This window comes from Streptomyces sp. NBC_01384 (genome assembly GCF_045040035.1).
Taxonomy (GTDB): domain Bacteria; phylum Actinomycetota; class Actinomycetes; order Streptomycetales; family Streptomycetaceae; genus Streptomyces.
Map to the genome: position 1 here is coordinate 9,250,545 of NZ_CP109559.1, position 25,522 is coordinate 9,276,066.

A 25,522-nucleotide genomic window follows, 5' to 3' on the forward strand; every position below is an offset into this window, starting at 1 on the left:
CGTCCGAAGATCGCGAACGCTACGCTGTGGCGCCGACGAGGCGTCAGCGTACGCGGGCAACGGGACAGCGGCACAAGAGGAATGGGGCGGGGAACGGCCATGATGGGACCAGCACACTCACTGTCGGGAGCAGCAGCCTGGCTCGGCGTCGGAGCGGCGGCGGCCGCGGCCGGCCACACCATGCCCTGGCCGGTCCTCCTCGTCGGCGCCTTGATCTGCGCGGGTGCCGCGCTCGCCCCCGACCTGGACCACAAGGCGGCGACCATCTCGCGGGCCTTCGGACCCGTCTCACGGACCCTGTGCGAGATCGTCGACAAGCTCTCGTACGCCGTCTACAAGTCGACCCGCAAGCCGGGCGACCCGCGGCGCTCCGGTGGCCACCGCACGCTGACGCACACCTGGCTGTGGGCGGTGCTGATCGGTGCCGGGACCGCGGTTCTGGCGATCACTGGCGGCCGCTGGGCGGTCCTGGCCATCCTCTTCGTGCACATGGTGCTCGCGATCGAGGGGCTGCTGTGGCGGGCCGCCCGCGGCTCCAGCAGCGACATTCTGGTCTGGCTGCTGGCCGCGACCAGCGCCTGGATCCTCGCCGGAGTCCTGGACAAGCCGGGCAACGGCTCGGACTGGCTGTTCACCGCACCGGGCCAGGGGTACCTGTGGCTCGGCCTGCCGATCGTCCTGGGCGCCCTGGTGCACGACATAGGGGACGCGCTCACGGTGTCCGGCTGCCCGGTCCTGTGGCCCATCCCGGTCGGCCGCAAGCGCTGGTACCCGATAGGCCCGCCCAAGGCCATGCGCTTCCGGGCCGGCAGCTGGGTCGAGCTCAAGGTCCTGATGCCGGTGTTCATGCTGCTCGGCGGGGTGGGCTGCGCGGCGGCGCTCAACGTCATCTGAATCTGAGCCGGGACGATACGCGGAGACTATCCCTGGCCTGGCCTGGCCTGGCCGGGCCGGGCCGGGAGGGGTGGCTCTCGCCCCCTCCTCCGGCTGGCCGTGAGCACCCCTACAGACACGCGACACAGCGCTCCGGCCCCAGCTTGGTGGCGGGCCGGCGCTCAGCAGGTGCCGGGGCCGTAGTGGCGGCGGCCCCGGAATCTGATGAGCACCGGAGTCTGCGCGGCCGGCTGGTCTGCATGTGTCGGCGGGAGAACTCTGACCAGGGAAGACTTGCCGCGGGCATGCCGGCAGGCACGCTTGCGAAGCAGGAGCGCTCCGGCTGCTTGCTGCCGGTTTTCCGCTCCCTTCAGTTCGAGAGCGTGTCAGTTCTAGAGCGTGGTCGTCAGGTGCCGGCCGAGAGAGCCGACCCAGATTTTCCCCGTGCTGCCGCCGGTGTCGTCGTCGAAGTGCAGGCGTGGGGGAGACGGCGCCTCGGTGGTCCAGCTTGATGTGAGCACCTATGAAGATCGTTCTGTCGGGGCTCACCGACACCGGGACGGGCAGCTCTCGCTCGGCGCGCATCTTCGCGTTGACGCTGACGCTGACGGAGTCGCGCCGACCGTCTGCTGGGCACGGCGACCGCGTCCACCACGAAGGTCCGGCCGCGTGCCGCGGCCCTGCTGCTGCGGTACGCGCTGGAGGAGGCGCGGCGCCGCTACTGGCGCCGCGTGCGCCCCGAACTGGCCGACTGCCCCATGCACGCCCAGGCCTTGTGCCTGGAGTCGTACGCCGGAGCCGACACAGTCCGTTGCTGGTCGGCCGTATGGACCGGGCTCAGCCGGGCCCGCCACTATCACGGCTACGAACTGTCCCCGACCCCGGCGGAGTTGCGAGCGTGGCGGGACGAGGTGGCCCAATTGCTGGGAGCGCTGCCGGCCACCTCAAGGGCGGAGATCGGTCGCGTGTGTTGAACGGATGAGGGGGAGACATGGGGCGGCGGCACGGGAAGGCGGCGGTGTGGTGACCGCGTCGTCCCAGGCAGGCCCGGAACCGTACGCTTCTGGAGGTGAAGCCACGAGTGCGGCTCAGGGGCGGAAAGTGCCACTATGGCCCCTCACGCCGTCTATGGCCTTTTACGCCGTCGCGTCCTTCCCCGCGCCCTGTCCCGCACCCCCGTACCGCCTCTCGAACTGGGCGATGCGTCCCTCCGAGTCCACGGTTCGGGCCTTGCCCGTGTAGAACGGGTGGCTTTCCGAGGAGATCTCGACGTCGACGACCGGGTAGGCCTCGCCGTCGTCCCACTCGATGGTCTGGTCGCTGGTCGCGGTGGACCGGGTGAGGAAGGCGTAGCCTGCCGCGCGGTCGCGGAAGACGACGGGGTGGTAGTCGGGGTGCTTGTCCTGCTGCATGGGTGCTCCTTGAGGGGAGGGGCGGGGGCCGGTCAGCTGGACAGGGTGTCCTCGTCGACGATGTGCATGGCGGCCTCCTCGGCCGAGGCCGCGGCGCCGTCGATGCCGACGTCGGTGGCGATCAGTCCGCTCTCGTCATCCTCGTGCGCTCCTTCATTGGGGGCGACGAGACGGCCGGAGCGGCTGGCGCCCACTTCGTTGTCCCAGGGCTCGCCGTCGGTGCCCTGGCAGTCGCCGATGCCGTCCCCGCCGGGTTCGGTGAGGTCGGGCATCTCTTCCGCGAGGCGTTGGTCCAGGGTCTCGCCCTGCCGGCGCTCCGCGGCGGTCACCCCGGAGTGCTCGACCGCCCACGGCCGCTCCGGCGGGGACCAGCCCCGGTCGAGCGGGTCACCGACGCCGTCGGACAGCAGGGTGTCCTCGGCGTCGAGCAGCCCGGCGTCGTCCTGCACCTCGGATCCGTCGGGCTGGTAGACGTCGTCTCCCCATCCGTCGGCGCTGTCCACGGGTACCTCCAGGTGATGCGGGCGAGCCCGGTCCCACCGCGCTCGACGGCGGGCGCGGGCCGCGCGGCACAGACCTCGCCCCTCGCGAACCGGGTGGCTGCCGGGCGTTCCCCGAGCCCGTGCCGATATCCAGACTTCCACCCCCGTTCGGCACTGCGCAACGCCACACGGTCCGACGTGGGGCGGGTCCGCCCGCGGAGGGGGCCCGGGGCGCCGGTGCGACCGCTGCCACGCGCGAGCGCGGGCCGCACCGGCAGGGCTCGCTCACCCGTGCCAGGACCGCCACAGCGCCGCGTAGGCGCCGTCCGCCGCGACCAGCCGGTCGTGACTGCCCAGCTCGCTGATCCGCCCGTTCTCCACGACGGCGATGACATCCGCGTCGTGGGCGGTGTGCAGCCGGTGGGCGATGGCGACGACGGTGCGGCCGTCGAGGACACGCGCCAGCGAGCGTTCCAGGTGGCGGGCCGCGCGCGGGTCCAGCAGCGAGGTGGCCTCGTCCAGGACCAGCGTGTGCGGATCGGCGAGGACCAGCCGGGCCAGGGCGATCTGCTGGGCCTGAGCCGGGGTGAGCGCCAGCCCGCCCGAGCCGACCTCGGTGTCCAGACCGTCGTCCAGCGCCCGCGCCCAGCCGTCCGCGTCGACCGCCCCCAGCGCCGCCCACAGCTCGGCGTCGTCCGCTCCCGTCCGGGCGAGCAGCAGGTTGTCGCGCAGGGAGCCCACGAAGACGTGGTGCTCCTGGTTGACCAGGGCCACGTGGGAGCGGACCGCCTCGGCGGGCATCCGGGACAGTTCGGCGCCGCCGAGCGTGACGCGGCCGTCCCGGGGTGCGTAGATCCCGGCGAGCAGCCTGCCCAGCGTGGACTTGCCCGCGCCGGACGGGCCGACCAGCGCGAGCCGGGTGCCGGGCGGGACCTGCAAGGAGACCTCGCGCAGCACGTCCACTCCGGCGAGGTACCCGAAGCGCACCTCGTCCGCGCGCACGTCTCGCCCGTGCGGGATCATCTCCGGATCGCCCGCGGCCGGCTCGATGTCCCGGACGCCGACCAGCCGGGCCAGCGAGACCTGGGCGACCTGCAGCTCGTCGTACCAGCGCAGGATCAGGCCCACCGGGTCGACGAGCATCTGCGCGATGAGCGCGCCCGTCGTCAGCTGGCCCACACCGATCCAGCCCCGCAGGACGAAGACCCCGCCGATCATCAGGACCGAGCAGAGGACCATGACGTGTGTGACGCCGACGACCGGGAAGAGTACCGAGCGCAGCCAGAGCGTGTAGCGCTCCCAGGCCGTCCACTCCTTGATCCGGCGCTCCGACAGATCGATGCGGCGCTCGCTCAGGCGGTGCGCCTCGACGGTGCGTCCCGCGTCCACGGTCTCGGCGAGGGCGGCGGCGACGGCGGCGTAACCGGCGGCCTCCGAGCGGTAGGCGGACGGTGCGCGCTTGAAGTACCAGCGGCAGCCGATCAGCAGGATGGGCACGGCGATCAGTACGGCGGGGGCGAGCGGTGGCGCGGTCACGGCGAGTCCGCCGAGCAGCAGTGCCACCCACACCACGCCGATGGCGAGCTCCGGCACGGCCTCGCGCATCGCGTTGGCGAGCCGGTCGATGTCCGTGGTGATGCGGGACAGCAGGTCGCCCGTGCCGGCCCGCTCCAGGACACCCGGCGGCAGCCCGACCGACCGTACGAGGAAGTCCTCGCGTAGATCGGCCAGCATCCGCTCGCCGAGCACGGCCCCGCGCAGCCGCACTTCGCGCACGAACACGGCCTGTACGACGAGTGCGACGACGAACAGCGCGGCGGTGCGCTCCAGATGGAGCTCCCGTGCGTGGTCCGAGACCCGCTCCACGATCGAGCCCAGCAGGTACGGCCCGACCATCGAGGCCACTACGGCCACCGTGTTGACGCTGATGAGCAGCAGGAAGGCCCGGCGGTGCCGTTGGAAGAGTTCGGCCACGTAGGCGCGTACGGTCGCGGGGGCGCCGACGGGCAGGGTGTTCGCCGTCGTCGGGGCCGCCGGGTCGTAGGCCGGTGGCGCCAGGCCGATCATGCGGTCTCCTCGATTTCTTCCAGTGCTTCCAGCACGCCGTCCATGGCGGCCTCGTCTTCTTCCCGCACGTGGCTCCGCGCTGCCTCGTCATCCGTCTCCCGGGTGACCACGGCCCGGTACCGGGGCTCGCTGTGCACCAGTTCGCGGTGCACTCCGACCGCCGTCACCTCGCCCTCGTGCACCAGCACGACCCGGTCCGCGTGGTCCAGGAGCAGCGGTGAGGAGGTGAAGACGACTGTCGTGCGCCCGGCGCGCAGGGCGCGTACGCCGTCCGCGATCCGTGCCTCGGTGTGCGAGTCGACGGCGGACGTCGGCTCGTCCAGAACCAGTACCTCGGGATCCGTGATCAGTGACCGGGCCAGTGCCAGGCGCTGGCGCTGGCCGCCCGACAGGGATCGTCCGCGTTCGGTGATGCGGGCGTCCATCGGGTCCTCGGCGTCCAGCGACCCCTGGGCGAGCGCGTCCAGGACGTCGCCGCACTGTGCGGCGGCCAGCGCATCGGCGGCGCCCACCGCACCGGAGGAGGGCACGTCGAGCAGTTCGCGCAGGGAGCCGGACAGCAGCACCGGGTCCTTGTCCTGGACGAGGACGGCCGTACGGGCGGAGTCGAGCGGCAACTCGTCGAGCGGTACGCCCCCCAGGAGCACCGAGGTGCCCTCCTCCGCGGGGTGGCCCCCCAGTCGTGCGGCGAGCACGCCCGCCGCGTCCGGGTCGCCGCACACCACGGCGGTGAGTTGACCGGCGGGTGCGAGCAGCCTGGTCGCGGGGTCGTACAGATCGCCGTCCGGCACCTCGGCCGGGCGTGATCCGCCACTGTCCATGGCCCGTTCGAGGGACAGCACGCGGGCGGCGCGCTTGGCGGACGGGCGGGAGAAGGAGTACGCCATGGCGATTTCCACGAAGTGCCGCAAGGGGTAGGCAAGCAGCATGACCGCGCTGTACACGGTGACGAGTTCGCCGACCGTGATCCGGCCGTCGCGGGCCAGGTGCACGCCGTGCCAGATGACGGCGATCATCAGCAGACCGGGCAACAGCACCTGGATGGCCGCGATCAGCGACCACATCCGGGCACTGCGTACGGCGGCCCGGCGGACCTCCTGGGAGGCGCGGCGGTAGCGGTCGAGGAACAGTTCCTCGCCGCCGATGCCGCGCAGTACGCGCAGGCCGGCGACGGTGTCCGAGGCCAGCTCGGTGGCGCGTCCGGCCTTCTCGCGCTGGAGGTCGGCGCGCCGGGTGGCGCGGGGCAGCAGCGGCAGCACGGCGAGTGCCAGGACGGGCACGCCCACGGCGACGAGTACGCCCAGCGCCGGTTGGTAGACGACCAGGCCGACACAGACCAGCACGACGGTCAGGGCGGCCGCCGCGAACCGCGACAGGGCCTCCACGAACCAGCCGATCTTCTCGACATCGCCCGTGGAGACCGCGACGACCTCGCCGGCGGCGACGCGCCGGGTCAGGGCGGAGCCCAACTGGGCGGTTTTGCGGGCCAGCAACTGCTGGACGCGTGCGGCGGCGGTGATCCAGTTGGTGACCGCTGCCCGGTGCAGCATGGTGTCGCCCAGCGCGATGCAGACGCCGCACAGCGCCAGCAGCCCACCGGTCAGGGCGAGTCGCGTGCCGGAGTGGTCGACGACGGCCTGGACGGCGAGGCCGACGCAGAACGGCAGCCCGGAGACGGCCACGAAGTGCACAAGCCCCCAGGCGAGGGCCTTGAACTGCCCGCCGAGCTGATTCCGGCCGAGCCACCACAGGAATCGGGGACCCGAGCGCGCGTCCGGCACACCCGGGTCGGGATAGGGAAGGTCTTGAATCTGCATGACGTCCCAGTGGCTCGTGTAAGGAGTGAGGTCAGAAGGTGAGGGAAGCCGGGTGGTTCCGGCAACCGGCCGACCGCGGAGGTCGGCAGCAAACCGTGAAAGGTTCGCGTCGCGGCGTGGCCGGATGCAAACGGTTTTCTCTCCAGGACACGGAATCAGGACACGGAATCAGGACACGGATTCAGGGCGGGGATTCAGGGCGGGGATTCAGGACGGTGAATCGGGAAGCGAGTTCGGGGGGCGAGGGTTGGGGACAGGGGGTTCGGGGCGAAGGCGGGACCACCTGCGCCCCGCCGAACGCGTGCCTGGAAGGCGACACGTGCCCGAGAAGTCAGGGGGGTGGGGAATATTCGTCCGATACGTGATGCGACGATGGGCCGCATGCGAAACGGCGGTGCGATACGTACGGGGCTCACCGTGGCGGCATGCGGGGTCCTTGCTGTGTTCCTGTCGGCCTGCGGTGGTTCGGAAGGGGGGAGCGGCGCGGTGAAGGGGCACGGCGGAGCCAGTCCCGAGGCCGAACGCCCCGCGCGCACCGCGGATCTCACCCGGATACCGGACGTCGGCGACCGCCTGCGGGCGCGGATCCCGTCCCACTCCCACCAGGTCGTGGCGGTCTACGGCGAGGGCAGGAACTCCGCGGACTCCACGGTCGTGCTGTACACGAAGTCCGGTTCCACCTGGGAGGTGCAGCGTTCCTGGCGCGCGCACAACGGGACGAAGGGCTGGACCACCGACCATCACGAGGACGACAAGCGCAGCCCCGTCGGGGTCTTCTCGCTCACCGACGCGGGCGGAGTGCTCGACGACCCGGGCGCCCTGCTCCCGTACGACCACTCGGCGGCCTATCAGGCGCCCCACGACTGGGCCAAGTCGCACTGGCACGACTTCGACTACATCGTCGCCATCAACTACAACCGCCGTCCGGGCACCCCGCCCGACAACCCGGACCGCCCCTTGGGCGAGACGAAGGGCGGCGGCATCTGGCTGCACATGGACCACGGCAGCGGTACGTCCGCGTGTGTCAGCGTGTCCAAGTCGGCCATGGAGTACCTCCTGCAGAAGCTCGACCCGAAGCTGCACCCTGTCATCGTGATGGGGGACAAGGCCGATCTGAAGGCGTAGCCGCCGTGGCCGACCGGGGTGTTCCACGGCGTGCCGTCCCCGAGTACCCATTGCGGGGCGGGCCGACTCCCCCGTAGAACACCGCACATGAGAAGACGGATCGTCATGTCCATGCTCGCTGGAGTGATCCTCACGGCGAGCACCTTCCTGGGAGCGGGCCCCGCCTCGGCGGCACCGTCGGCAGGCACTGCCGGGTCCGCCGGCCCGGTCGCCCGGTCCGCGGCCGTGGTCGCCGACGCACCCGCCGAGTTCGGCACCGACTGGCACGACCCCCTGACCGCCGCCCCGCCGATATCGAAACCCGCCGCCAAGTCCTGTGCCGTGACGGTCGCCGAGGCACAGTTCCGTGACTTCACGCCGTACCGCGGCACGTACACACCGCCGAGCGGCTGCGGCGACCGCTGGAGCAAGGTCGTCCTGCGGCTTGACGGCAAGGTCAAGGGACGGCAGTTCGACCGGCTCGGCTATCTGCACATCGGCGGCGTGGAGATCTTCCGCACGTCCACCCCGGAGCCCTCGCCCGACGGCATCGAGTGGTCGGTCGAGAAGGACGTGACGCGCTACAGCGACACGTTCCGCCGTGGCGGCGACGTCGAGATGCTCATCGGAAACGTCGTCGACGACACGTACACCGGAGTCCTCGACGTGAAGGTGACGCTCACCTTCTACGCGGAGGCAGGAGCCGCGAAGCCCGCCGCGATTCCCGACCGTGTCCTCACCCTCCAGGACGGCACCCTCACGACACCACGCAACAGCGAGCGCGTCGTCGCCGAGGTGTACGCGACCGGGTCCGGCGGCGGCTGCGAGGAGAACTGGTACCTGACGGTGCCGGACCCGGCCCCGTACTCCTGCAAGGCGGACAACGGCCCCTACCGCGAGGTGCAGATCAAGGTCGACGGCCACCTCGCGGGCATCGCCGAGCCGTTCCCGACCGTGTGGACCGGCGGCTGGTCCAACCCCTTCCTCTGGTACGTGATCCCGGGCCCGCGCGCCTTCGACATCAAGCCGATCGAATACGACCTGACGCCTTACGCCGGTCTCCTCGACGACGGTCGTCCGCACCGGGTCGACGTCTCCGTCGTGGGCGTCCCCGAGGGGCAGACCGGCTGGAGCACCCCCGTCAACGTCCTCGTCTGGCAGGACGCGAAGCGCGCGCACGTGAGCGGCGCGCTCACCGAGGTCAAAGCGGGCGACCTCGCCAACTCCACCACGTACACGCCCGGTTCGGAGGAACGCCTGGACACCGCGGGCGGCCACCGGCTGACGACGTCCGGGTACGTCGACACCTCGCACGGCCGGGTGCGGACCACCGTCCGTCGCACGCTTGCGAACGCCTCCGTGCACCGTTGGACCGACGGCGAGAACACGGACGGACTGAAGGCCACCTGGGCCGACGACGAGACGGTCACCGTCGGCGGGCGCGGACCGGTCAGGACGACACGCACCCACCGGACGTACACGATGGACGCCGCCACGACGCTCGGCGCGGACGACCGCCTGCGGACCGTCCTGACGCTCGGCGACCGGGCGGCGGTCGACGAGGCGCTCGGCGGGCGGCGCACCATGTGGTCACGGCTCGACGACTCGTACGCCGGCGACGCGACGTATACGGCGAACGTGCCGCGCGACCAACGGCACGCGGTCGCTACGACGAGCGAGCGCTACCGGCTCTACGGCTCGGACGGTTGCTACGACCACGGACTGGTCACTGAGCAGGGAGTACTTACGGGAGACCGCAGCAACTGCTGAGCCCGCTGGGACTCTTGGGCCCACTGATGAGGAACGGCACGTCTGTTCCAGGATTTAGCCTCTGGAAGTTCGCCCGCTACACCCGTGAGGAGATACTGCTCGCGCTCGGTACCGCTTCCGGCGAGACCGTCATGCCCCGCATGATGCAGAAGCTGCGCCAGGCGGGCTGCCGCGACGACGCTGTGGGCCTGGTGCTGCCCACCGGTTACTCCTTCAACCTCGACGGCGCCTCGATCCATCTCTCCATCGGCACGCTCCGACGGCGAGATCGCGTTCGTAGAGGAAGGCGACCAGCCGCAGGCGGAAGTGCCCGCACGGTCGGGGTTCGAGTCGACCAAGGCCGAGGTCCCCGCCCGGTCGGCCAAGGAGCCCGCTCCCGAGGCCGGTTGACCGACCAGGGACGGGCCGCGCGTTCCCACTTCGGCGCTACGGAGGAGGAGCCGCGGCCCGTCGGGTTGCTCAGGCGTCCTCGCGCAGCGCCCCTCCGTCGGCCGCCGCGCTGGTCGTCGCACTGAGCGTCGCGCCAACCCTCTCGCCATCGGCGGCACTGCTCCAGAAGTCCGCCCACGGCGACCCCTCAGCAGCGGTGCTCCAGCCTGGGCATGCCGTCCACCAGTGTGTCCAGCAGCCCGCCGAGCACCTCGCGCTGCTCGTCCGTCAGGGGAGCCAGGATCTCCTCGGCCGCCGACCGGCGCGCCCCGCGCAGCTCCTGCAGTGCCCTGTGCCCCTCGTCCGTGACCTCGATCCGGATCACCCGCCGATTGGTGGGATCCGGGACCCGGCGCACCTTTCCGCTCGCCTCCAGGCCGTCCACCAGCGTGGTCACGGCCCGGGGCACCACCTCCAGGCGCTCGGCGAGATCGGCCATGCGTGGCGGTGAGCTGTAGTGCGCGAGCGTACGCAGCAGCCGGGACTGGGCCGGGGTGATGCCCAGCCCGCGCTGCTCCAGATGGCGCTTCTGGATGCGGTGCACGCGACGGGTCAGCCGCAGCAACTGCTCGGCGAGCAGGCCGTCGGCATCGGGGGTGGTCATACGGGAACAATAACAGGATGCCGTTCATTGTGAGTATAGGTAACAATGAGCTAGGCTCCGGAAGCCGTCGTCTCATGGCTTCCGTGGCCGTCACTCGCGTGACGGGCACGCCCGTGGTCGTCACCCACACTCGTCGCCTCACCTCCCGTAGGAGCCCATGCGTCCCGACCAACCCACCTGGACCCCGTCACCCGCCGAGGGCGAACAGCCACGGCAGGTGCGCCGCATCCTGAAGCTCTTCCGGCCCTACCGCGGCCGCCTCGCGATCGTCGGCCTGCTGGTCGGCGCCTCGTCCCTCGTCTCCGTCGCGACCCCCTTCCTGCTGAAGGAGACCCTGGACGTCGCGATCCCCCAGGGTCGCACCGGCCTGTTGAGCCTGCTCGCGTTCGGCATGATCCTCAGCGCGGTCGTCACGGGCATCTTCGGCGTCCTGCAGACCCTGATCTCCACGACCGTCGGCCAGCGCGTCATGCACGACCTGCGCACCGCCGTGTACGGCCGACTGCAGCGCATGTCGCTCGCCTTCTTCACCCGGACCCGCACCGGCGAGGTCCAGTCCCGCATCGCCAATGACATCGGCGGCATGCAGGCGACGGTGACCTCGACCGCCACCTCGCTGGTCTCGAACCTCACGAGCGTCGTCGCCACGATCGTCGCGATGGTCGCCCTGGACTGGCGGCTCACCGTCGTCTCGCTGCTCCTGCTGCCGGTCTTCGTATGGATCAGCCGGCGCGTGGGCAACGAACGCAAGAAGATAGCGACTCAGCGCCAGAAGCAGATGGCCGCGATGGCCGCCACCGTCACCGAGTCGCTCTCCGTCAGCGGCATCCTGCTCGGCCGCACGATGGGCCGCGGCGATTCGCTCACCAAGGCGTTCGAGGCCGAGTCCGACAGCCTGGTCGACCTCGAGGTGAAGTCGAACATGGCGGGCCGCTGGCGGATGTCCGTCATCGGCATCGTCATGGCCGCCATGCCGGCGGTCATCTACTGGGCCGCGGGCATGGCCCTCCAGCTCGGCGGCCCGTCGGTCTCGCTCGGTACGCTCGTCGCCTTCGTCTCGCTCCAGCAGGGCCTGTTCCGCCCCGCGGTGAGCCTGCTGTCCACCGGCGTGCAGATCCAGACCTCGCTGGCGCTCTTCCAGCGCATCTTCGAGTACCTCGACCTGCCCATCGACATCACCGAACCGGAGCACCCGGTCCACCTCGACCAGGTCAAGGGCGAGATCCGCTTCGAGGACGTCGAGTTCCACTACGACGACAAGAGCGGCCCGATCCTCGACGGCATCGACATCACCGTCCCCGCCGGAGGCAGTCTCGCCGTCGTGGGCCCGACCGGCTCCGGCAAGTCCACGCTCAGCTATCTGGTGCCACGGCTGTACGACGTCACGGGCGGCCGGGTCACGCTGGACGGGGTCGACGTGCGCGACCTCGACTTCGACACGCTCGCACGCGCGATCGGTGTCGTCTCCCAGGAGACGTACCTCTTCCACGCCTCGGTCGCGGACAACCTGCGCTTCGCCCGGCCGGACGCCACCGACGAGGAGCTGCAGGCGGCGGCCCGGGCTGCCCAGATCCACGACCACATCGCCTCGCTGCCCGACGGGTACGACACGGTCGTGGGCGAGCGTGGCCACCGGTTCTCCGGCGGCGAGAAGCAGCGCCTGGCCATCGCTCGTACGATACTGCGCGACCCGCCCGTGCTCATCCTCGACGAGGCGACCAGCGCCCTGGACACCCGTACGGAGCACGCCGTCCAGCAGGCCATCGACGCCCTGTCGGCCAACCGGACCACGCTCACCATCGCCCACCGGCTGTCCACCATTCGGGGCGCCGACCAGATCGTGGTCCTGGACTCCGGCCGTGCGGTCGAACGCGGCACGCACGAGGAGCTGGTGGCCCGGGACGGGCGCTATGCCGCCCTGGTTCGCCGGGACGCCCAACTGGAGCCGACAAGATGACGATATGCCGGGTTTGTGAGCTTTAGCGGGTTACCGTTCCCGCATGCAGATGAACACTCCGCCACGGAAAACGATTCGACTGACGCGCCGGGGCCGGGTCGCCCTCATCGCGACCGGAGCCGTCGTGGTGGCCACCGCCGTGGCGGTGCCGCTGCTGATCCTGGCCGCGGGAGACGAGGAGACGCGGCCCGCGTCCCTCGTGATCCCGGAGGGCTGGCGCGCCGGTCAGGTGTACAACGCCGTCGACAAGGCCCTCGCTCTGCCCCCGGGCTCCACCAAGAAGTCCCTGGCCAAGGCCAACCTCAAGTTGCCCAACGACGCGGAGGGCAACCCCGAGGGCTACCTCTACCCGGCGACGTACACCCTTGACGAGCAGGCGACCCCGGAGTCCCTGCTGAGGTGCATGGTCGACACCGCGAACAAGAAGTTCAGGGGCAGCCCCGTCACCGCCGGCGCCCAGCGCAACGCGATGAACGTCTACCAGGCGGTGACCATCGCGAGCATCATCCAGGCCGAGGCCGCCACCAAGGCGGACATGGGCAAGGTGTCCCGGGTCATTTTCAACCGCCTGGAGCGGGGCATGCCGCTGCAGATGAACTCCACGCTCAACTACGCGCTGAACCGCTCCGAGCTGACCACGACCACGAACGACGCAAAGCTGGAGAGTCCCTACAACTCGTACCAGCGCATGGGGCTGCCGCCCACGCCGATCGCCAACCCCGGCGACGATGCGATGCGCGCCGCGATCAATCCCGCCCCGGGTGACTGGCTGTACTTCGTCACGGTCAAGCCGGGCGACACCCGCTTCACGGCCAGCTACGAGGAGCACCAGAAGAACGTCGCCGAGTTCAACCGGAACCGCATCACCGCGTCGCCGACCCGTTGAACGGCCGTCGTACGGACCTCAGGCGGCGACCGACGCTCCCGCCAGCAGCCTCCTGATGTCCCGTACCGCCGCGCGCCCGGCCCGGTTGGCGCCGATCGTGCTGGCCGAGGGCCCGTACCCGACGAGATGGATCCGCGGATCGGCGACCGCACGGGTCCCCTCGACGCGGATGCCGCCGCCCGGTTCGCGCAGTCGCAGCGGTGCCAGATGGTCGATGGCGGCGCGAAAGCCGGTCGCCCACAGGATGACGTCCGCGTCGACATGACGCCCGTCGGCCCACTCCACACCGTCCGGGGTGATCCGGTCGAACATCGGCTGCCGGTCCAGTACGCCGTCGTCCAGAGCCTGCCGGATCGCGTCGTTGAGCGGCAGTCCGGTCACCGAGACGACGCTCTTGGGCGGCAGCCCCTGCCGGACCCGTTCCTCCACCAGCGCGACGGCCGCCCGGCCGAAGTCCTCGGTGAAGGGCCCCTCACGGAACACGGGCGGCCGCCGCGTCACCCAGGTGGTGGCGGCCGCGTACGGTGCGATCTCCATCAGATGCTGGGTGCCGGACGCACCACCGCCCACGACGACCACCCGCTGCCCGGCGAACTGCTCGGGCCCGGGGTACTGTGCCGTGTGCAACTGCCGCCCGCGGAAGGTCTCCTGGCCCGGATAGCGCGGCCAGAACGGCCGGTCCCAGGTACCCGTGGCATTGATCAGCGCCCGCGTCGACCAGGTCGCACCGGAGGCCCCGGTACTGCTGGAGGCCCCGGTAGCGCCGGAGGTCTCGACGAGCAGCCGCCCGCCCTCACCCTCCCGGACCGCCTTCACCTCGACGGGTCGCCGTACGCGCAGGTCGAAGGTGCGCTCGTAGGTGTCGAAGTACTCCGCGATCACCTCGGAGGACGGCCGCGCGGCGTCCGCGCCCTCCAGTTCCATACCGGGCAGCGAGTGCATCCCGTGCACCTTGCCGTACGTCAGCGACGGCCAGCGGAACTGCCAGGCGCCGCCCGGACGCGGAGCGTGATCCAGCACCACGAAGTCCCGCTCCGGCTCGAAACCGGTGCGCCGCAGGTGATAGGCGCTGGACAGTCCTGCCTGCCCAGCGCCTATGACGACGACATCGACCTCGCGCGCCTGCACCCCGGTGTTGTTCACGCTTCCACTAACTCGACCGGGGTCCGGGATCTTCCCGGAGGGCGACCCCTATGAGCCACCCGACGAGCAGTGCGGGAGGCCCGCGAGGCGTGTCCTGCCGGTCAGTGACGCGTGTCCTGCCGGTCGGCGACCCCTGCGACCGGAATCGGTGCGCCGCGCCCCGACGAGAGCGGTGCCCGCGCCACCCCGGACGAGACCCACCCTTTATCGGCGGAGGCCACCCGCAGCAGGCCGATGTGAGCGCGCGTGGTGAGCATGGCTGAACGCAACATGCGGCCGAAAGCAGCCAGCTGCTCCATGTCCGGTCAGTGGTGTCACGCGGAATGGACCATTCGTATCGCAGGGCGGTTCGCCTCACGGGGCGGTTCGCATCGCAGGGCGATCGGCCGGGCCGATGCGAAGCCCGACCTGCGGGTGAGAATTGGGGTCATGTCCGATGCCTTCACCACCCGAGTCCTGAACGTCACCACCGGTTCTGCGGAGACGATCTTCGACCTCACCCGCGACTGCGAGGCCTTCCTCCGCGAGGCGGCAGCCGGCCGAGACGGCCTCCTCAATGTCTTCGTACCTCACGCGACCGCCGGAATCGCCATCATCGAAACCGGCGCCGGAAGTGACGACGACCTCCTCGCCGCCCTGCACTCCCTGCTCCCCGCGGACGACCGCTGGCAACACCGGCACGGCAGCCCCGGTCACGGCCGCGACCACGTACTTCCCGCCCTCGTCCCGCCCCACGCGACACTGCCGGTGCTGGGCGGGAGGCTGGAACTGGGGACGTGGCAGTCGGTGTGTCTGGTGGATACGAACAGGGATAATTCGGAGCGTCAGGTCCGGCTGTCGTTCCTCGGGTAGCGGCACTGTAGGCGCGATATCCGGCCGTACACGAGGGGCGGGCGCCGAACCGGGTGGTGAAGGCGATGCCGGCCGCGTACTCGGTGGGCAGGCACTGACCCTTGGTAGTGGGCGTCGCCGGTCGCACCGACCGGCGACTTCACATCCTGTCGCCCCGACTCTGCTTTCAGCGGGTCGGAGGCCGGTCTCTCATCCGTGAGAGGGAGGCCTTCCGTGCGTCCGGGGCTGCTGCAGCCGGGCCGCGAGTTCCCCCGGCAGGACGTCCCGGTTTGCCGGAGTGAGCTGGAGGACCTCGATGTCAGCGCGCCGCTTGAGGGCGTCGGTGAACGGATCGCGGTGCGTGTGGACCGTGGCGACGACGTCGACCTCCGCGACGAACAGCGCGTCGACCGCGTGCCGGAACGCCGTGCACGCCAGTTCCATCCGCCCCAGCTCGTCGATGAGCACCAGCCGCCCTGTTGCCTCCTCGGTTGCTGCCGGCCGAAGCGACGGCAGCGCCAGTCGTTCCAAGACGCCCAGGTCGACGCCGTATTTCCCTACCCGTGGCGGACCGGGCAGGTCGACATGGGCGAGCACCTCCCGCCGGCCTGCCAGGGTCTCCAGGGCGAAACCGACGCGGGCGCCGGATTGCCGGATCTCCTCCGTGGTGAAGCCGGTGGCCGCGTGGGTGGGCAGCAGCGCGGCCAGTCGACGGAGGGCGGTCGTCTTGCCCGCGCCAGGGCGGCCCTCGAGCAGGATCCTTGTCGGCACACTGCCATCTTCACCCCAGCTTCCGGAGGCGGCCCGGGTGGGCTCGGCCGAACGGGGGTTTTGGGGGTGCGGACCGGTGCCGGCGCCGCCATTGCGGGTATGGCGGCGCGCATGAGCGGAATTGAACTCAGCAGCACCGCGTTCGACGACAAAACGGTGATCCCCCGTCGGTACAGCGGGGAGGGTGAGAACATCTCACCGCCCCTGACCTGGTCGGGGGTGCCCCACGAGGCCACGGAGCTGGTGCTCCTGTGCGAGGACCCGGACGCGCCGGGGACGACCTTCCTGCACTGGCTGGTGACCGGCATCGATCCGGGGACCACCGGGGCGGCGGAGGGCCAGAAGCCCCACGGGGGCCTGCCGTGGCCCAACGGCTTCGGCCGCGTGGGCTGGGGAGGGCCGATGCCTCCACCGGGGCACGGGCCGCACCGCTACTTCTTCCGCCTGTACGCCCTGTCCGAGCCGCTGCCGCTGCACGACCACCCGGGCGCCGAGGACGTGCACCGTGCCCTGAAGGGCAGGGAGCTGGCCTCCGGCACCCTGGTCGGGACCTATCAGCGCTGAGCGCGTCACCGCTGGCCGTAGCCATGGGCGCCGTACAGCCGGACGAACCGGGCCGCGGTGACCGTCCTGCGGTGCACCAGGCCGCGGGCCCGCCGCTCGTACAGCTCGACGCGCTCCTGCCCGCCCTGTCCGATCGGCTGGACGAGCCGGCCACCGGTGCGGAGCTGATCCACGAGCGGCTCAGGCACTCGCGGGAAGGCCGCGCAGACGATGACGGCGTCGTACGGGGCACGGGTCGGCATCCCGAGGGTCCCGTCGCCGAGTACGACCTCGGCATTGCCGACGCCCTGCCCGGCCAGCCGCAGGCGGGCCTCGTCGACCAGGTCGGGCCGGCGCTCGACGCTGACGACGTACGCGGCCAAGCGGGCCAGCAGCGCGGTCTGCCAGCCGTATCCGGTCCCGACCTCCAGGACCTGTTCGTCTCCGGTGAGGCCGAGAGCGGAGACCATCATGGCGATCAGCGAGGGCTGGGTGGTCACCTGCCCGTGGGGGAGCGGAACGGGTGTGTCCCGGTACGCGGATGCCACCTCGTCCGCGGGGACGAATTCCGCCCGGGGGATGCTCCGTACGGCCTCCAGGAGACGGTCGTCGGTCACGCCCACGGCGTGGGCCGCGCGGACCAGGTCCTTGGGGGTCCCTTCATGGGCCATCGGACCGCGGGGCCGTGGCGGTGGCGCCGGCGGCCCCGGTCGTGGTGCGTTCCGGTCTGACCACGATCCCCTTCGACGTCGGCGTGTTGCTGATCTCGGCCGTGCTGTCCAGCGGCACCAGGACATTGGTCTCCGGGTAGTAGGCGGCGGCGCAGCCGGGTGCGGTCGGGTGGGCGACCAGCCGGAAGTCCTCCGCGCGGCGCTCGATGCCGTCCGTCCAGACACTCACGAGGTCCACCCGTTCGCCGTCGGAGAGCCCGAGGGCGGTGAGGTCCGCCGGGCTCACGAGTACGACGCGCCGGGTGCCTTGCACGCCGCGACAGTGGTCGTTGTCCGTGTACGGAACGGTGTTCCACTGGCCGTGGGAGCGCAGGGTCTGCAACAGCAGATGCCCTTGGGGCGCCCGCAGCATGGCGTAGGAGTTGCGGGTGAAGACGGCCCTGCCGCCGGGGGTGGGGAACGTTCCTTCGTTCACGGGGTTGGGCAGCCGAAAGCCACCGGGCCGGGCCGCCCGGGCGTTGAAGTCCTCGAAGCCGGCCGGGGCGGTCGGGCGCAAGGGGCGACCCGTGATCCGGGAGGCGCAGCGTGCCGGCGTCAGGACGGGGTCCCCGGGTCGGTGTACCGCAGCAGGGCGCCCACGCCCTCGTACAGCCTCAGCTCGCTCTCCGGTACGACGACCAGCTCGGCACCGGTGCCGACGAGGGCCCGGACGAGGGCCTCGTCGGCGCGTTCCTCGCGCGGGGCCCGCACGCCGAAGGACATCAGCTCCGCCTCGGTCAGGGCGAGCTGAGTGGGCTGGGAGCCCGCCCAGAGCCGCAGCGAAGACCCTGGCGGCCGGTTCAGCAGCAGTGCCGCGACCTGGCCGCGCTGGAGGGCGGCGACGGTGGCGGCCAGCCCCTCCGTCACGGGTCCGTCCAGGGCACGCCGGCCGATGAAGATGTCCACGAGTTCCCGGTCGTGCGCGGCCATGCGGCCGCGGAAGACGCTGTCGAGCTGCGGCTCCAACAGGGCGCGTCCGGTGTCGGTGGGGGTCCGGCCGCCCACGCGAACGACCTTGTCCCGCAGGGTGTGCGGCAGGCGGCGGATCAGTACGTTGCACGCCCACTCGTCCCCGCCCACGACGACGGCATCGGCATGGGCGCGCCGCGCCCGTTCGTCCAGCCGGTGGCCGAGCCGGAGGGAGGTGCGGTGCCAGGTCGCCACCGCGACCCTGCGGTGCAGCCGCTCACCTGGGGTGACGGTGGACGCGGGCCAGGTGCCGGTCTCCGCCTCCAGAGTTACCCAGCCGTGGGTCTCGGCGGTCGGAAGGCCGCCGTAGTGGACGACTACGGCCATGTAGGGGATCTCCGGAACGTGCTGGGTGACCAGGGGCATCGCGTCCGGCAGGGTGCTGTAGCGCGCGGAGTCGTGCTCGGGCGGCCTGGGCAGCTCCCCGTCCAGGACGAGCGTGCCGTGGGCGGCGAAGATGGCCTGACCGTGTACCCCCGGCACCTCTGTGTCGGCGCCGACCGCCTCCTCCAGTACGTTCAGCAGCGCCCGGTCCGAACCCTGACGGGACAGACTCTCGCGCAGCCGCCGCCAGCGCAGCGCGATCGCCCGCTCGGGATGCTCGCCGTCTCGGGAGGTGTCCAGGTACACGGAGGCGAACGGGCCCGGCTCCGCGTAGAGGGGTTCAAGGAACGACAACCTCATCGCCACTCCTCGTCGATGGTCCCCCCTCCTTTGATGATGCGCGCCCCGAGGGGCGATGGAGCTCGACGAGCGCAAAGCGGTGCGGAACGCGGGGCGGTCAGGCGCCGGCCTGCAGCAGCCGACGTCCTCCGCGATGAGCTCACCGGCCGGCGGTGACGTGCGCGGTTGAGTCGTCTCGGTCAGGTGTCCTCTGCTCGGCTTTGATGGTGATGTCCTCGTTGGCCACATCCGCCCCTACGCGCCACGGGTGACGCACCCCTTTGGCCGAACCGCCGGAACCGTCCGCACTGCCGGCCGGCAGACTCCTCGCCATCAGGAGGGGCACCCAACTTACCCACACGCCTCCGGGGTTGCTTTCGCTCAGGCCCCTCAAAATCGCTGGCGTCGTCCGAACCCCCGAACGTAACCGGTCACGTATTCCGGCGTACCGGTCGGACACACCGACCAGTACGGCCCTCCTTGACCGGTATGGCTCGGGGGGTGAACGTGGCCACAGGTGATGAATCTTCTCACTACCTGGTGAACCACCTCACAGGAGGCGTTCGTGACCACAACATCGCAGCCACGGGTATCAGGTCTGGAAATCCGCTCCATCGACTACGTCCCCTTGGACGAGCGGCACGGAAAGCTGTGGCATCTGGGGCCTTTGTGGTTCATGTCCAACGCGCAGATCGCCACACTGGCGGTGGGACTGATCAGCATCACCGAGGGCGGCAACCTCATCTGGTCGCTGATCGCGATCGCCGCGGGTGCCATCCTCGGCACGTTCTTCATGGCCTTCCACTCCGCGCAGGGCCCGCAGCTGGGCCTGCCACAGATGATCCAGTCTCGGCCGCAGTTCGGCTACGTCGGAGCCCTCCTGGTGTGGCTGTTCGCCTATGTGCAGTACGCCGGATTCAACGTCTTCAACACGATCCTCGCCGGGGAGGCCCTGCACGCCACGGTGCACGGTGGCGTCAAGCTGTGGGTCGTCGTGGTCACACTCATCGCCCTCGTCATCGCGCTGGTGGGCTACGACATCATCCATCGCGCCGAGCGGATCCTCACCTACACCTTCCTGGTCGTCTTCGGGATCTTCACCGTGGGCGTGCTGCTCACCCTGCACTATCCCGCCGGCTCCTTCGACCTCGGCGGCTTCAAGTGGACCCCGTTCCTCGCGCAGTTCGGCGTGGTCGCCGGATACCAGATCAGCTGGGCCATCTACGTCTCGGACTACTCCCGTTACCTCCCTCCGGACGTGACCGTCCGTAAGACCTTCTACTGGACGTACTTCGGGTCGGCGCTCGGCGGTATCTGGCTGATGACGCTCGGGGCGCTGCTCGCCGCCTGGGCGGGCAAGGATTTCGAGACGATCCGCTCGATCAACGCCGCGGGTGACAAGGTCTTCAGCGGGTTCGGCGCGATCGTACTGTTGTTCGCCGCACTGGGGCTGGTCTCGGTGACCGCGCTGAACATGTACGGCGGGTCCCTCACGCTCATCAGCGCGATCGACTCGTTCAAGAGAGTGCGGCCGACCCTCGCCGTACGGCTCGTGACGATCGGCCTCACCGCGGCGCTCTCCGTGATGGGTGCGCTGGCCGCCACCGCCCACTTTCTGGAGAACTTCAACAACTTCCTGCTGCTGGTGCTCTACCTGTTCATTCCATGGACCGCGGTCAACCTCATGGACTACTACGTGGTGCGCCGGGGTCACTACGCGGTCGCCGAGATCTTCAACCCGCATGGCATCTACGGCCGTTGGGGTTGGCACGGCATCATCGCGTACCTGGTCGGCTTCGCCGTCATGGTGCCGTTCTTCTCCGTCGGCACGCTCTACGTCGGACCCGCCGCCCATGCGCTCGGCGGCGCGGACATCTCCTTGTTCATCGGGCTGCCCGTCTCCGCGGTGCTCTACTGGCTGCTCACCCGATCGATCGACGTCGAAGCCGAGGCACGCGTGGCCGAGGCGGAGGCCGTGGCGCTGGAATCGGCGGCGCACGAACACCGAGAGCCGTGACCGTCTGCGTAGGCGTGACGGCTGTCGCCGAGTGGATGCGCTCCGATGCCTACGTGGCCTTCGTACCCGGCGTCTCGGAGCCGGTCCAGTTCCGCGGCCCAGGCGTTCCCGCCCGGAGCGCGGCGACGTGGTCGCCCCTGGCCGGGTTCCCGTCGGCCGAGGCCACGCCGTGATTGTGCAAAGCTGGAGTTCTGATCACGAGGACGGCACTCTTTCGCGTCATGGCCTCGACGCCATGGCCTTGACGTCATGGCCGTGACGTCAAGGCCATGACGTCAAGGCCTCGACCCGGCGCACGCCCCGACATCGCGATCCACATCGCGCCCGGTGACATCCCGCCGCCGGAGCGGCTGCCGAAACCGGGAGCGGTGAATGGTGCCGAAACTGGGAGCGGTGAATGCAGATGAGTTCCAGCTCCGCCGACGCCCCGAGTCCCGGGCCGACCGGTACCGGCAACGGGCCTGCCGTCTCCCGTCGGGAGTTCGACGCACTCTTCGACACGGTCCGCACGTGGGGTCGCTGGGTCCCGGCCGACCGCGGTGCCTGGAACCGTGTGACCGCGGACCATGTGCGGCGGGCCACGGCGAGGGTGCGGTCCGGGAGGGTCGTCCCGATGGCGCTGCCCTGGAACACCCGGCCCGGACCCGACAACCGCAAGCCCGCTCTGCACCACATGACCGATCTCGGTGACGTGGAGACCCCGGAACCTTCCGCATACAAGGACTTCATCGCCGTCGAATACCACGGCAAGGGCGTCACCCATCTCGACGCGCTGTGCCACATCGCCTACCGAGGGCAGCTCTACGACGGCCGGACGGCACGCGAGGTCGTCGACGCGGCAGGCGCCCGCTTCGGCGCGGTGTCGACACTCGGGCCCCTCGTCACGACGGGTGTGCTCCTCGACCTCCCCGCCGTCCTCGGGATCCGCTGGCTGGAGCCGGGACAGGCGGTGCACGCGAAGGACATCATCGCCGCGGAGAAGGCGCTCGATGTGACGATCGGCGAGGGCGACGCGGTGCTGCTGCGCTCCGGACACATCCGCCGCCGCCGGGAACTCGGTGCCTGGGACCCCGACACGGCGAGCGCGGGCTTCCACGTCGACGCCGTACCGCTACTGGCCGAGCGCGGCATCGTGCTGCTCGGCGGTGACGGCGACAGTGACGTACGGCCCTCGCCCGTGGACGGCGTGCACTCGCCGGTCCACGCCCTGGCCGCGGCCGCGATGGGCGTGCCGCTGCTGGACAACCTCGACCTGGAAGCGCTCTCGGCCGCGACCGCCGAGGCCGGCCGGCATGAGTTCCTGCTCGTCGTGGCGCCGTTGAACGTTCCGGGCGGGACGGGTTCGCCCATCAACCCGGTCGCGGTCCTGTGATGGCCCGTACGGTAACGGCCCGTACGGTGATAGCCCGTGCGAAACCTTACGAACCGTGACTCATACCCTTAATAACCGTATTCTCGTCAGTAACAGATTATTTCGAAAAGCGGATTTTCGAAGACGCGAGTGAGGCGCAGCGTGGTTCGGTCCGGCGGGGTACCGATGCCGACGGGGCGTGCGACAGGCGGCACAGGGCCCGCCCGTTCCCGTGAGCGGTTTCTTCAGGGTGAGCCGGTCGAGGCGGGCGTGCGCACACCGATCTTGAATTCGTGGCGGCGCAGCCGCTCCCTGGGCCTCTCGCCCGACCAGTCCGACCTTCCCTTCCGGGACGATTTCGATCGGGACGGTCGGATCGTCCGTGCGGCCGTCCCTGTGCTCGACCGGCTGCAGGCCAAGTTCGCCGGCAGCGCGATGAACATCTCTGTGGCCGATGCGAACGGGACGGTCCTCCTGCGCCGTTTCGGAGAGGCGTCGCTGGCCAGAAGACTCCCGGCGATTCAGCGCGTCCCGGGATTCGTGTTCTCCGAGCGGTTCGCCGGTACCAACGGCATCGGTCTCGCACTGGCGGAGCGGCGACTCATCCGGGTCCACGGTGCCGAGCACTTCGCCGAGCGCTCTCAGCGAAGCGCCTGCCGCGCGCTTCCCGTCCGCGACCCGCTCAGTGGCCGCATCGAGGGCGTCCTGTGCTTCGGCTATCCGAGCAGCACCGAGGACCGGGCGCTGGCCATCACGATACGCAAGGCGGCCGAGGCCATCGAGCTGCGGCTGCTGAGGCAGAGCTCCGCGCGTGAGCGGGCTCTGCTGCGGACGTACCTGGACATCGGAGCCGATGCCGCCGTCGGCCTTCACCGCAGCATCGGGATGGACGAACTTGCCTTCGAGCTGCACTCCCGTGACCGGGCGATCCTCATGGAGAAGGCAGCCGAGCTGATCTCCCGCGCGCAGCGGGCCGCAGTCGACGTGTCCCTGCTCGACGGCCGGCAGGTCACGCTCGTGAGCCGTCCGATGACGAGCGGGTCGGGGGTGGAAGGCGTCGCCATCGAGGCGGTCCTCGCCGGCCCCGCATCGCGAGAGCCCCTCGCCGTCCCGAGCCGGGGCGACGAGCCGCTGCGCCTCCCCGCCGAGTCCGCCGTCGTCACTGTCGCCCCGCCGTCCGGCCCCGTTTCCGTCGCCGCGGCGCCCGGGCCTCTCTCCGTCACCCCGCCGTCAAGGCATCTTTCCGACGCCGCATCCGGCCGGTTCGCCACGGCCGGCAGGGGTGGCGTGGCGGACGACCACCGCGACTCTCAGCCCCCGGCGAGAGGGCTCGTGATGGTGGGTGAGGTGGGCGTGGGGACGTACGCCCTGGCCGCGCGCCGCCGCCTGGAGCTGCTGTCCGAGGCCAGCGCCCGGATAGGCACCACCCTGGACGTGCGCCGCACCGCCCAGGAACTCGCCGAGACGGCGGTGCCGCGACTGGCCGACTTCGTCACCATCGACCTGCCCGAGGCCGTACTGCGCGGCGAGGAGTCCGCCGACCCCCGCAGTGACCTGCACCGTACGGTGGTCCACGGCATCCGCGACGACCTTCCCTTCAGCCCGGTCGGCAAGCTGGTCGACTTCGGCCCGACCACGCCCCAGCTGCGTTGTCTGACCAGCGGGCAGGCAGTGCTGGAGCCGGACCTGAAGGTCGCCGCGGGCTGGCTCTCCCAGGACCCCGAGCACACCGAGCGGTTGCTCACCGAGGTCCACTCCCTCATCGTGGTCCCCCTGGTCGCCCGCGGCGTGGTCCTGGGCATCGCCAGCTTCTACCGCGCTCAGGACCCGGCTCCCTTCGGTGACGACGACCGCTCGCTGGCCTTGGAATTCGCCAATCGTGCCGCCCTGTCCATCGACAACGCCCGGCGCTACACGCGCGAACGCACCATGGTCCTGACCCTGCAGCGCAGCCTGCTTCCGCACGGTCTGCCCGATCAGGACGCCGTCGAGGTCGCCCATCGCTACCTCCCCGCCGAGTCCGACGTGGGCGGAGACTGGTACGACGTCATCCCCCTCTCCGGCACCCGTATCGGTCTCTTCGTCGGCGACGTCGTCGGCCATGGCATGCTTTCCGCCGCCACGATGGGCCAGCTGCGCACCGCCGCCCGCAGCTTCGCCGAACTCGACTTCCCCCCGGACGAGGTCCTCACCCACCTCGACAACCTCGTCGGGCGCCTGGACCGGGAGGATCCCGCCGCCGCCGGTGTCGGCATCATCGGCGCGACCTGTCTGTACGCCATCTACGACCCGACCTCACAGCAGTGCACCATGGCCCGTGCCGGCCACCCTCCGCCCGCGCTGGTACAGCCCGACGGCACCGTGTCATTCCCCGACCTGCCCGCCGGGCCCCCTCTCGGCCTCGGGGGCCTGCCCTTCGAATCCGCAGAGATCCACCTCCCCGAGGACAGCCAACTGGTCCTCTACACGGACGGACTCATAGAGGACAGGTGCCGCGACGTCGACGTGGTCCTCGACCAGCTGCGCGGAGCCCTGGCCCACCCGGAGCGCACACCCGAGGAGACCTGTCAGGCAGTCCTGGACACCGTGGCTCCCGCCCACCCCTGCGACGACATCGCCCTGCTTGTCGCCCGCACCCACGTCCTGGACCCTCACCGGATCGCCACCTGGGACCTGCCCGCCGACCCGGCCCTGGTCAGCGGAGTCCGCGCCGCCGCCCTCCAGCAGCTGGCCGACTGGGGACTCGACGAGGCCGCGTTCGCCGCGGAACTGATGCTCAGCGAGCTGGTCACCAACGCCATCCGCCACGGTGCCGGGCCCGTCCGGGTACGGCTCCTCCACGACGGCCACACCCTGATCTGCGAGGTTGCCGACACCAGCGACACCGCCCCGCACCTGCGCCGGGCGGCCACCACCGACGAGGGCGGCCGTGGCTTGTTCCTCGTCGCCCAGCTGTCACAGAGCTGGGGTACGCGCTACCTGCCCGAAGGCAAGGTCATCTGGGCCGAATGCGGGCTCGACGTCGCCTGAGGGGCTGAGCACGTCATCCGGTGGACGGGACCGTCGGACATGCGAGACGCGACCGTCGGACACGTGGAATGCCCGGGCGGCCCACTGACCCGT

Annotated in this window: 23 protein-coding genes and 2 pseudogenes; 13 read left to right on the top strand and 12 right to left on the bottom strand. The window is 70.6% G+C overall.

The window, feature by feature from the left end; genetic code table 11:
* Window positions 1–99: 99 nt before the first annotated feature.
* Window positions 100–894 (top strand): metal-dependent hydrolase, encoded by a 795-nt coding sequence (locus OG747_RS42465; protein ID WP_405884663.1) that lies wholly within the window; start codon window positions 100–102, stop codon window positions 892–894.
* Window positions 895–1,265: 371 nt separating this feature from the next.
* Here OG747_RS42465 and OG747_RS42470 read toward each other — a convergent pair whose 3' ends face one another.
* Window positions 1,266–1,394, bottom strand: coding sequence for a hypothetical protein (locus tag OG747_RS42470; RefSeq protein WP_405884664.1), 129 nt, complete (start codon window positions 1,392–1,394; stop codon window positions 1,266–1,268).
* Between the two features lie 210 nt (window positions 1,395–1,604).
* Between OG747_RS42470 and OG747_RS42475 the strand changes: the two genes are divergently transcribed.
* The gene (locus OG747_RS42475) at window positions 1,605–1,847 is read left to right on the top strand and encodes a hypothetical protein (protein WP_405884665.1); all 243 of its coding nucleotides are present in this window, start codon (window positions 1,605–1,607) and stop codon (window positions 1,845–1,847) included.
* A gap of 162 nt (window positions 1,848–2,009) precedes the next feature.
* Here OG747_RS42475 and OG747_RS42480 read toward each other — a convergent pair whose 3' ends face one another.
* The 4 genes from OG747_RS42480 to OG747_RS42495 form a co-directional block, all read right to left on the bottom strand.
* Window positions 2,010–2,285, bottom strand: coding sequence for a type B 50S ribosomal protein L31 (locus OG747_RS42480; RefSeq protein WP_405884666.1), 276 nt, complete (start codon window positions 2,283–2,285; stop codon window positions 2,010–2,012).
* Window positions 2,286–2,317: 32 nt separating this feature from the next.
* Window positions 2,318–2,788 carry a DUF5709 domain-containing protein gene (locus tag OG747_RS42485; RefSeq protein ID WP_405884667.1) on the bottom strand — a complete coding sequence of 157 codons (471 nt, stop codon included), beginning with the start codon at window positions 2,786–2,788 and terminating at the stop codon, window positions 2,318–2,320.
* Between the two features lie 264 nt (window positions 2,789–3,052).
* The gene (locus tag OG747_RS42490) at window positions 3,053–4,834 is read right to left on the bottom strand and encodes an ABC transporter ATP-binding protein (RefSeq protein ID WP_405884668.1); all 1,782 of its coding nucleotides are present in this window, start codon (window positions 4,832–4,834) and stop codon (window positions 3,053–3,055) included.
* On the bottom strand, window positions 4,831–6,651 hold the full coding sequence (locus OG747_RS42495; RefSeq protein WP_405884669.1) for an ABC transporter transmembrane domain-containing protein: 1,821 nt from the start codon (window positions 6,649–6,651) through the stop codon (window positions 4,831–4,833). Before OG747_RS42495 ends, OG747_RS42490 begins: the two co-directional genes overlap by 4 nt.
* Before the next feature lie 381 nt (window positions 6,652–7,032).
* On the opposite strand from OG747_RS42495, the gene OG747_RS42500 reads away from it, so the two are divergent.
* From OG747_RS42500 to OG747_RS42510, 3 genes and pseudogenes are all read left to right on the top strand, one after another.
* Window positions 7,033–7,776: a L,D-transpeptidase family protein gene (locus OG747_RS42500; RefSeq protein WP_405884670.1), complete on the top strand. Its 744-nt coding sequence runs from the start codon at window positions 7,033–7,035 to the stop codon at window positions 7,774–7,776.
* A gap of 87 nt (window positions 7,777–7,863) precedes the next feature.
* Window positions 7,864–9,525 (top strand): peptide-N4-asparagine amidase, encoded by a 1,662-nt coding sequence (locus OG747_RS42505; protein WP_405884671.1) that lies wholly within the window; start codon window positions 7,864–7,866, stop codon window positions 9,523–9,525.
* 50 nt (window positions 9,526–9,575) lie between these two features.
* Window positions 9,576–9,782: pseudogene (locus OG747_RS42510) on the top strand (cation:dicarboxylate symporter family transporter); the annotation flags it as partial.
* Between the two features lie 320 nt (window positions 9,783–10,102).
* On the opposite strand, the gene OG747_RS42515 reads toward OG747_RS42510, so the two are convergent.
* Window positions 10,103–10,558, bottom strand: a complete 456-nt coding sequence (locus OG747_RS42515) for a MarR family winged helix-turn-helix transcriptional regulator (protein ID WP_405884672.1) — start codon at window positions 10,556–10,558, stop codon at window positions 10,103–10,105.
* A 157-nt stretch (window positions 10,559–10,715) separates the two neighbouring features.
* Here OG747_RS42515 and OG747_RS42520 point away from each other — a divergent pair, with 157 nt between their 5' ends.
* Both OG747_RS42520 and mltG read left to right on the top strand, forming a co-directional pair.
* Complete coding sequence (locus tag OG747_RS42520) at window positions 10,716–12,515, top strand: ABC transporter ATP-binding protein (RefSeq protein ID WP_405884673.1); 1,800 nt, start codon at window positions 10,716–10,718, stop codon at window positions 12,513–12,515.
* 43 nt (window positions 12,516–12,558) lie between these two features.
* Window positions 12,559–13,401: an endolytic transglycosylase MltG gene (mltG, locus tag OG747_RS42525; protein WP_405884674.1), complete on the top strand. Its 843-nt coding sequence runs from the start codon at window positions 12,559–12,561 to the stop codon at window positions 13,399–13,401.
* Between the two features lie 18 nt (window positions 13,402–13,419).
* On the opposite strand, the gene OG747_RS42530 is transcribed toward mltG, so the two are convergent.
* Window positions 13,420–14,544 carry an NAD(P)-binding domain-containing protein gene (locus OG747_RS42530; protein ID WP_405884675.1) on the bottom strand — a complete coding sequence of 375 codons (1,125 nt, stop codon included), beginning with the start codon at window positions 14,542–14,544 and terminating at the stop codon, window positions 13,420–13,422.
* Between the two features lie 101 nt (window positions 14,545–14,645).
* Window positions 14,646–14,843 (bottom strand): hypothetical protein, encoded by a 198-nt coding sequence (locus OG747_RS42535; RefSeq protein WP_405884676.1) that lies wholly within the window; start codon window positions 14,841–14,843, stop codon window positions 14,646–14,648.
* A gap of 130 nt (window positions 14,844–14,973) precedes the next feature.
* Between OG747_RS42535 and OG747_RS42540 the strand changes: the two genes are divergently transcribed.
* Entirely contained in the window at window positions 14,974–15,396 is a 423-nt protein-coding gene (locus tag OG747_RS42540; RefSeq protein ID WP_405884677.1) for a secondary thiamine-phosphate synthase enzyme YjbQ, read from the top strand.
* Window positions 15,397–15,585: 189 nt separating this feature from the next.
* On the opposite strand, the gene OG747_RS42545 is transcribed toward OG747_RS42540, so the two are convergent.
* The gene (locus tag OG747_RS42545; protein WP_405884678.1) at window positions 15,586–16,146 is read right to left on the bottom strand and encodes a nucleoside-triphosphatase; all 561 of its coding nucleotides are present in this window, start codon (window positions 16,144–16,146) and stop codon (window positions 15,586–15,588) included.
* Between the two features lie 111 nt (window positions 16,147–16,257).
* On the opposite strand from OG747_RS42545, the gene OG747_RS42550 reads away from it, so the two are divergent.
* Window positions 16,258–16,710: a YbhB/YbcL family Raf kinase inhibitor-like protein gene (locus OG747_RS42550; RefSeq protein ID WP_266988595.1), complete on the top strand. Its 453-nt coding sequence runs from the start codon at window positions 16,258–16,260 to the stop codon at window positions 16,708–16,710.
* Window positions 16,711–16,715: 5 nt separating this feature from the next.
* Here OG747_RS42550 and OG747_RS42555 read toward each other — a convergent pair whose 3' ends face one another.
* The 3 genes and pseudogenes from OG747_RS42555 to OG747_RS42565 form a co-directional block, all read right to left on the bottom strand.
* Entirely contained in the window at window positions 16,716–17,360 is a 645-nt protein-coding gene (locus tag OG747_RS42555; protein WP_405884679.1) for a protein-L-isoaspartate(D-aspartate) O-methyltransferase, read from the bottom strand.
* Window positions 17,350–17,898: pseudogene (locus OG747_RS42560) on the bottom strand (molybdopterin dinucleotide binding domain-containing protein); the annotation flags it as partial. The pseudogene OG747_RS42560 and the gene OG747_RS42555, both read right to left, overlap by 11 nt.
* A 56-nt stretch (window positions 17,899–17,954) precedes the next feature.
* Window positions 17,955–19,052 (bottom strand): hypothetical protein, encoded by a 1,098-nt coding sequence (locus tag OG747_RS42565; RefSeq protein ID WP_405884680.1) that lies wholly within the window; start codon window positions 19,050–19,052, stop codon window positions 17,955–17,957.
* 544 nt (window positions 19,053–19,596) lie between these two features.
* Here OG747_RS42565 and OG747_RS42570 point away from each other — a divergent pair.
* The 4 genes from OG747_RS42570 (at window position 19,597) to OG747_RS42585 (ending at window position 25,429) form a co-directional block, all read left to right on the top strand.
* A complete protein-coding gene (locus OG747_RS42570; protein ID WP_405884681.1) occupies window positions 19,597–21,048 on the top strand; it encodes a purine-cytosine permease family protein in 1,452 nt (483 codons plus the stop codon).
* Window positions 21,045–21,221, top strand: coding sequence for a hypothetical protein (locus OG747_RS42575; RefSeq protein WP_405884682.1), 177 nt, complete (start codon window positions 21,045–21,047; stop codon window positions 21,219–21,221). The genes OG747_RS42570 and OG747_RS42575 overlap by 4 nt, the downstream gene beginning before the upstream one ends.
* A 230-nt stretch (window positions 21,222–21,451) precedes the next feature.
* Window positions 21,452–22,420 carry a cyclase family protein gene (locus OG747_RS42580; protein ID WP_405884683.1) on the top strand — a complete coding sequence of 323 codons (969 nt, stop codon included), beginning with the start codon at window positions 21,452–21,454 and terminating at the stop codon, window positions 22,418–22,420.
* A 141-nt stretch (window positions 22,421–22,561) separates the two neighbouring features.
* Window positions 22,562–25,429, top strand: a complete 2,868-nt coding sequence (locus tag OG747_RS42585) for a SpoIIE family protein phosphatase (RefSeq protein ID WP_405884684.1) — start codon at window positions 22,562–22,564, stop codon at window positions 25,427–25,429.
* Window positions 25,430–25,522 lie beyond the last annotated feature (93 nt).

What these genes read in the sequence shown, in the direction of transcription:
- OG747_RS42505 (WP_405884671.1), top strand. Translation starts at nt 7,864, where the DNA reads ATGAGAAGACGGATCGTCATGTCCATGCTCGCTGGAGTGATCCTCACG.
- OG747_RS42580 (WP_405884683.1), top strand. Translation starts at nt 21,452, where the DNA reads ATGAGTTCCAGCTCCGCCGACGCCCCGAGTCCCGGGCCGACCGGTACC.
- OG747_RS42550 (WP_266988595.1), top strand. Translation starts at nt 16,258, where the DNA reads ATGAGCGGAATTGAACTCAGCAGCACCGCGTTCGACGACAAAACGGTG.
- OG747_RS42480 (WP_405884666.1), bottom strand. Translation starts at nt 2,285, where the DNA reads ATGCAGCAGGACAAGCACCCCGACTACCACCCCGTCGTCTTCCGCGAC.
- OG747_RS42540 (WP_405884677.1), top strand. Translation starts at nt 14,974, where the DNA reads ATGTCCGATGCCTTCACCACCCGAGTCCTGAACGTCACCACCGGTTCT.
- OG747_RS42555 (WP_405884679.1), bottom strand. Translation starts at nt 17,360, where the DNA reads ATGGCCCATGAAGGGACCCCCAAGGACCTGGTCCGCGCGGCCCACGCC.
- OG747_RS42520 (WP_405884673.1), top strand. Translation starts at nt 10,716, where the DNA reads ATGCGTCCCGACCAACCCACCTGGACCCCGTCACCCGCCGAGGGCGAA.
- OG747_RS42500 (WP_405884670.1), top strand. Translation starts at nt 7,033, where the DNA reads ATGCGAAACGGCGGTGCGATACGTACGGGGCTCACCGTGGCGGCATGC.
- mltG (WP_405884674.1), top strand. Translation starts at nt 12,559, where the DNA reads ATGCAGATGAACACTCCGCCACGGAAAACGATTCGACTGACGCGCCGG.
- OG747_RS42495 (WP_405884669.1), bottom strand. Translation starts at nt 6,651, where the DNA reads ATGCAGATTCAAGACCTTCCCTATCCCGACCCGGGTGTGCCGGACGCG.
- OG747_RS42490 (WP_405884668.1), bottom strand. Translation starts at nt 4,834, where the DNA reads ATGATCGGCCTGGCGCCACCGGCCTACGACCCGGCGGCCCCGACGACG.
- OG747_RS42565 (WP_405884680.1), bottom strand. Translation starts at nt 19,052, where the DNA reads ATGAGGTTGTCGTTCCTTGAACCCCTCTACGCGGAGCCGGGCCCGTTC.
- OG747_RS42465 (WP_405884663.1), top strand. Translation starts at nt 100, where the DNA reads ATGATGGGACCAGCACACTCACTGTCGGGAGCAGCAGCCTGGCTCGGC.
- OG747_RS42515 (WP_405884672.1), bottom strand. Translation starts at nt 10,558, where the DNA reads ATGACCACCCCCGATGCCGACGGCCTGCTCGCCGAGCAGTTGCTGCGG.
- OG747_RS42535 (WP_405884676.1), bottom strand. Translation starts at nt 14,843, where the DNA reads ATGGAGCAGCTGGCTGCTTTCGGCCGCATGTTGCGTTCAGCCATGCTC.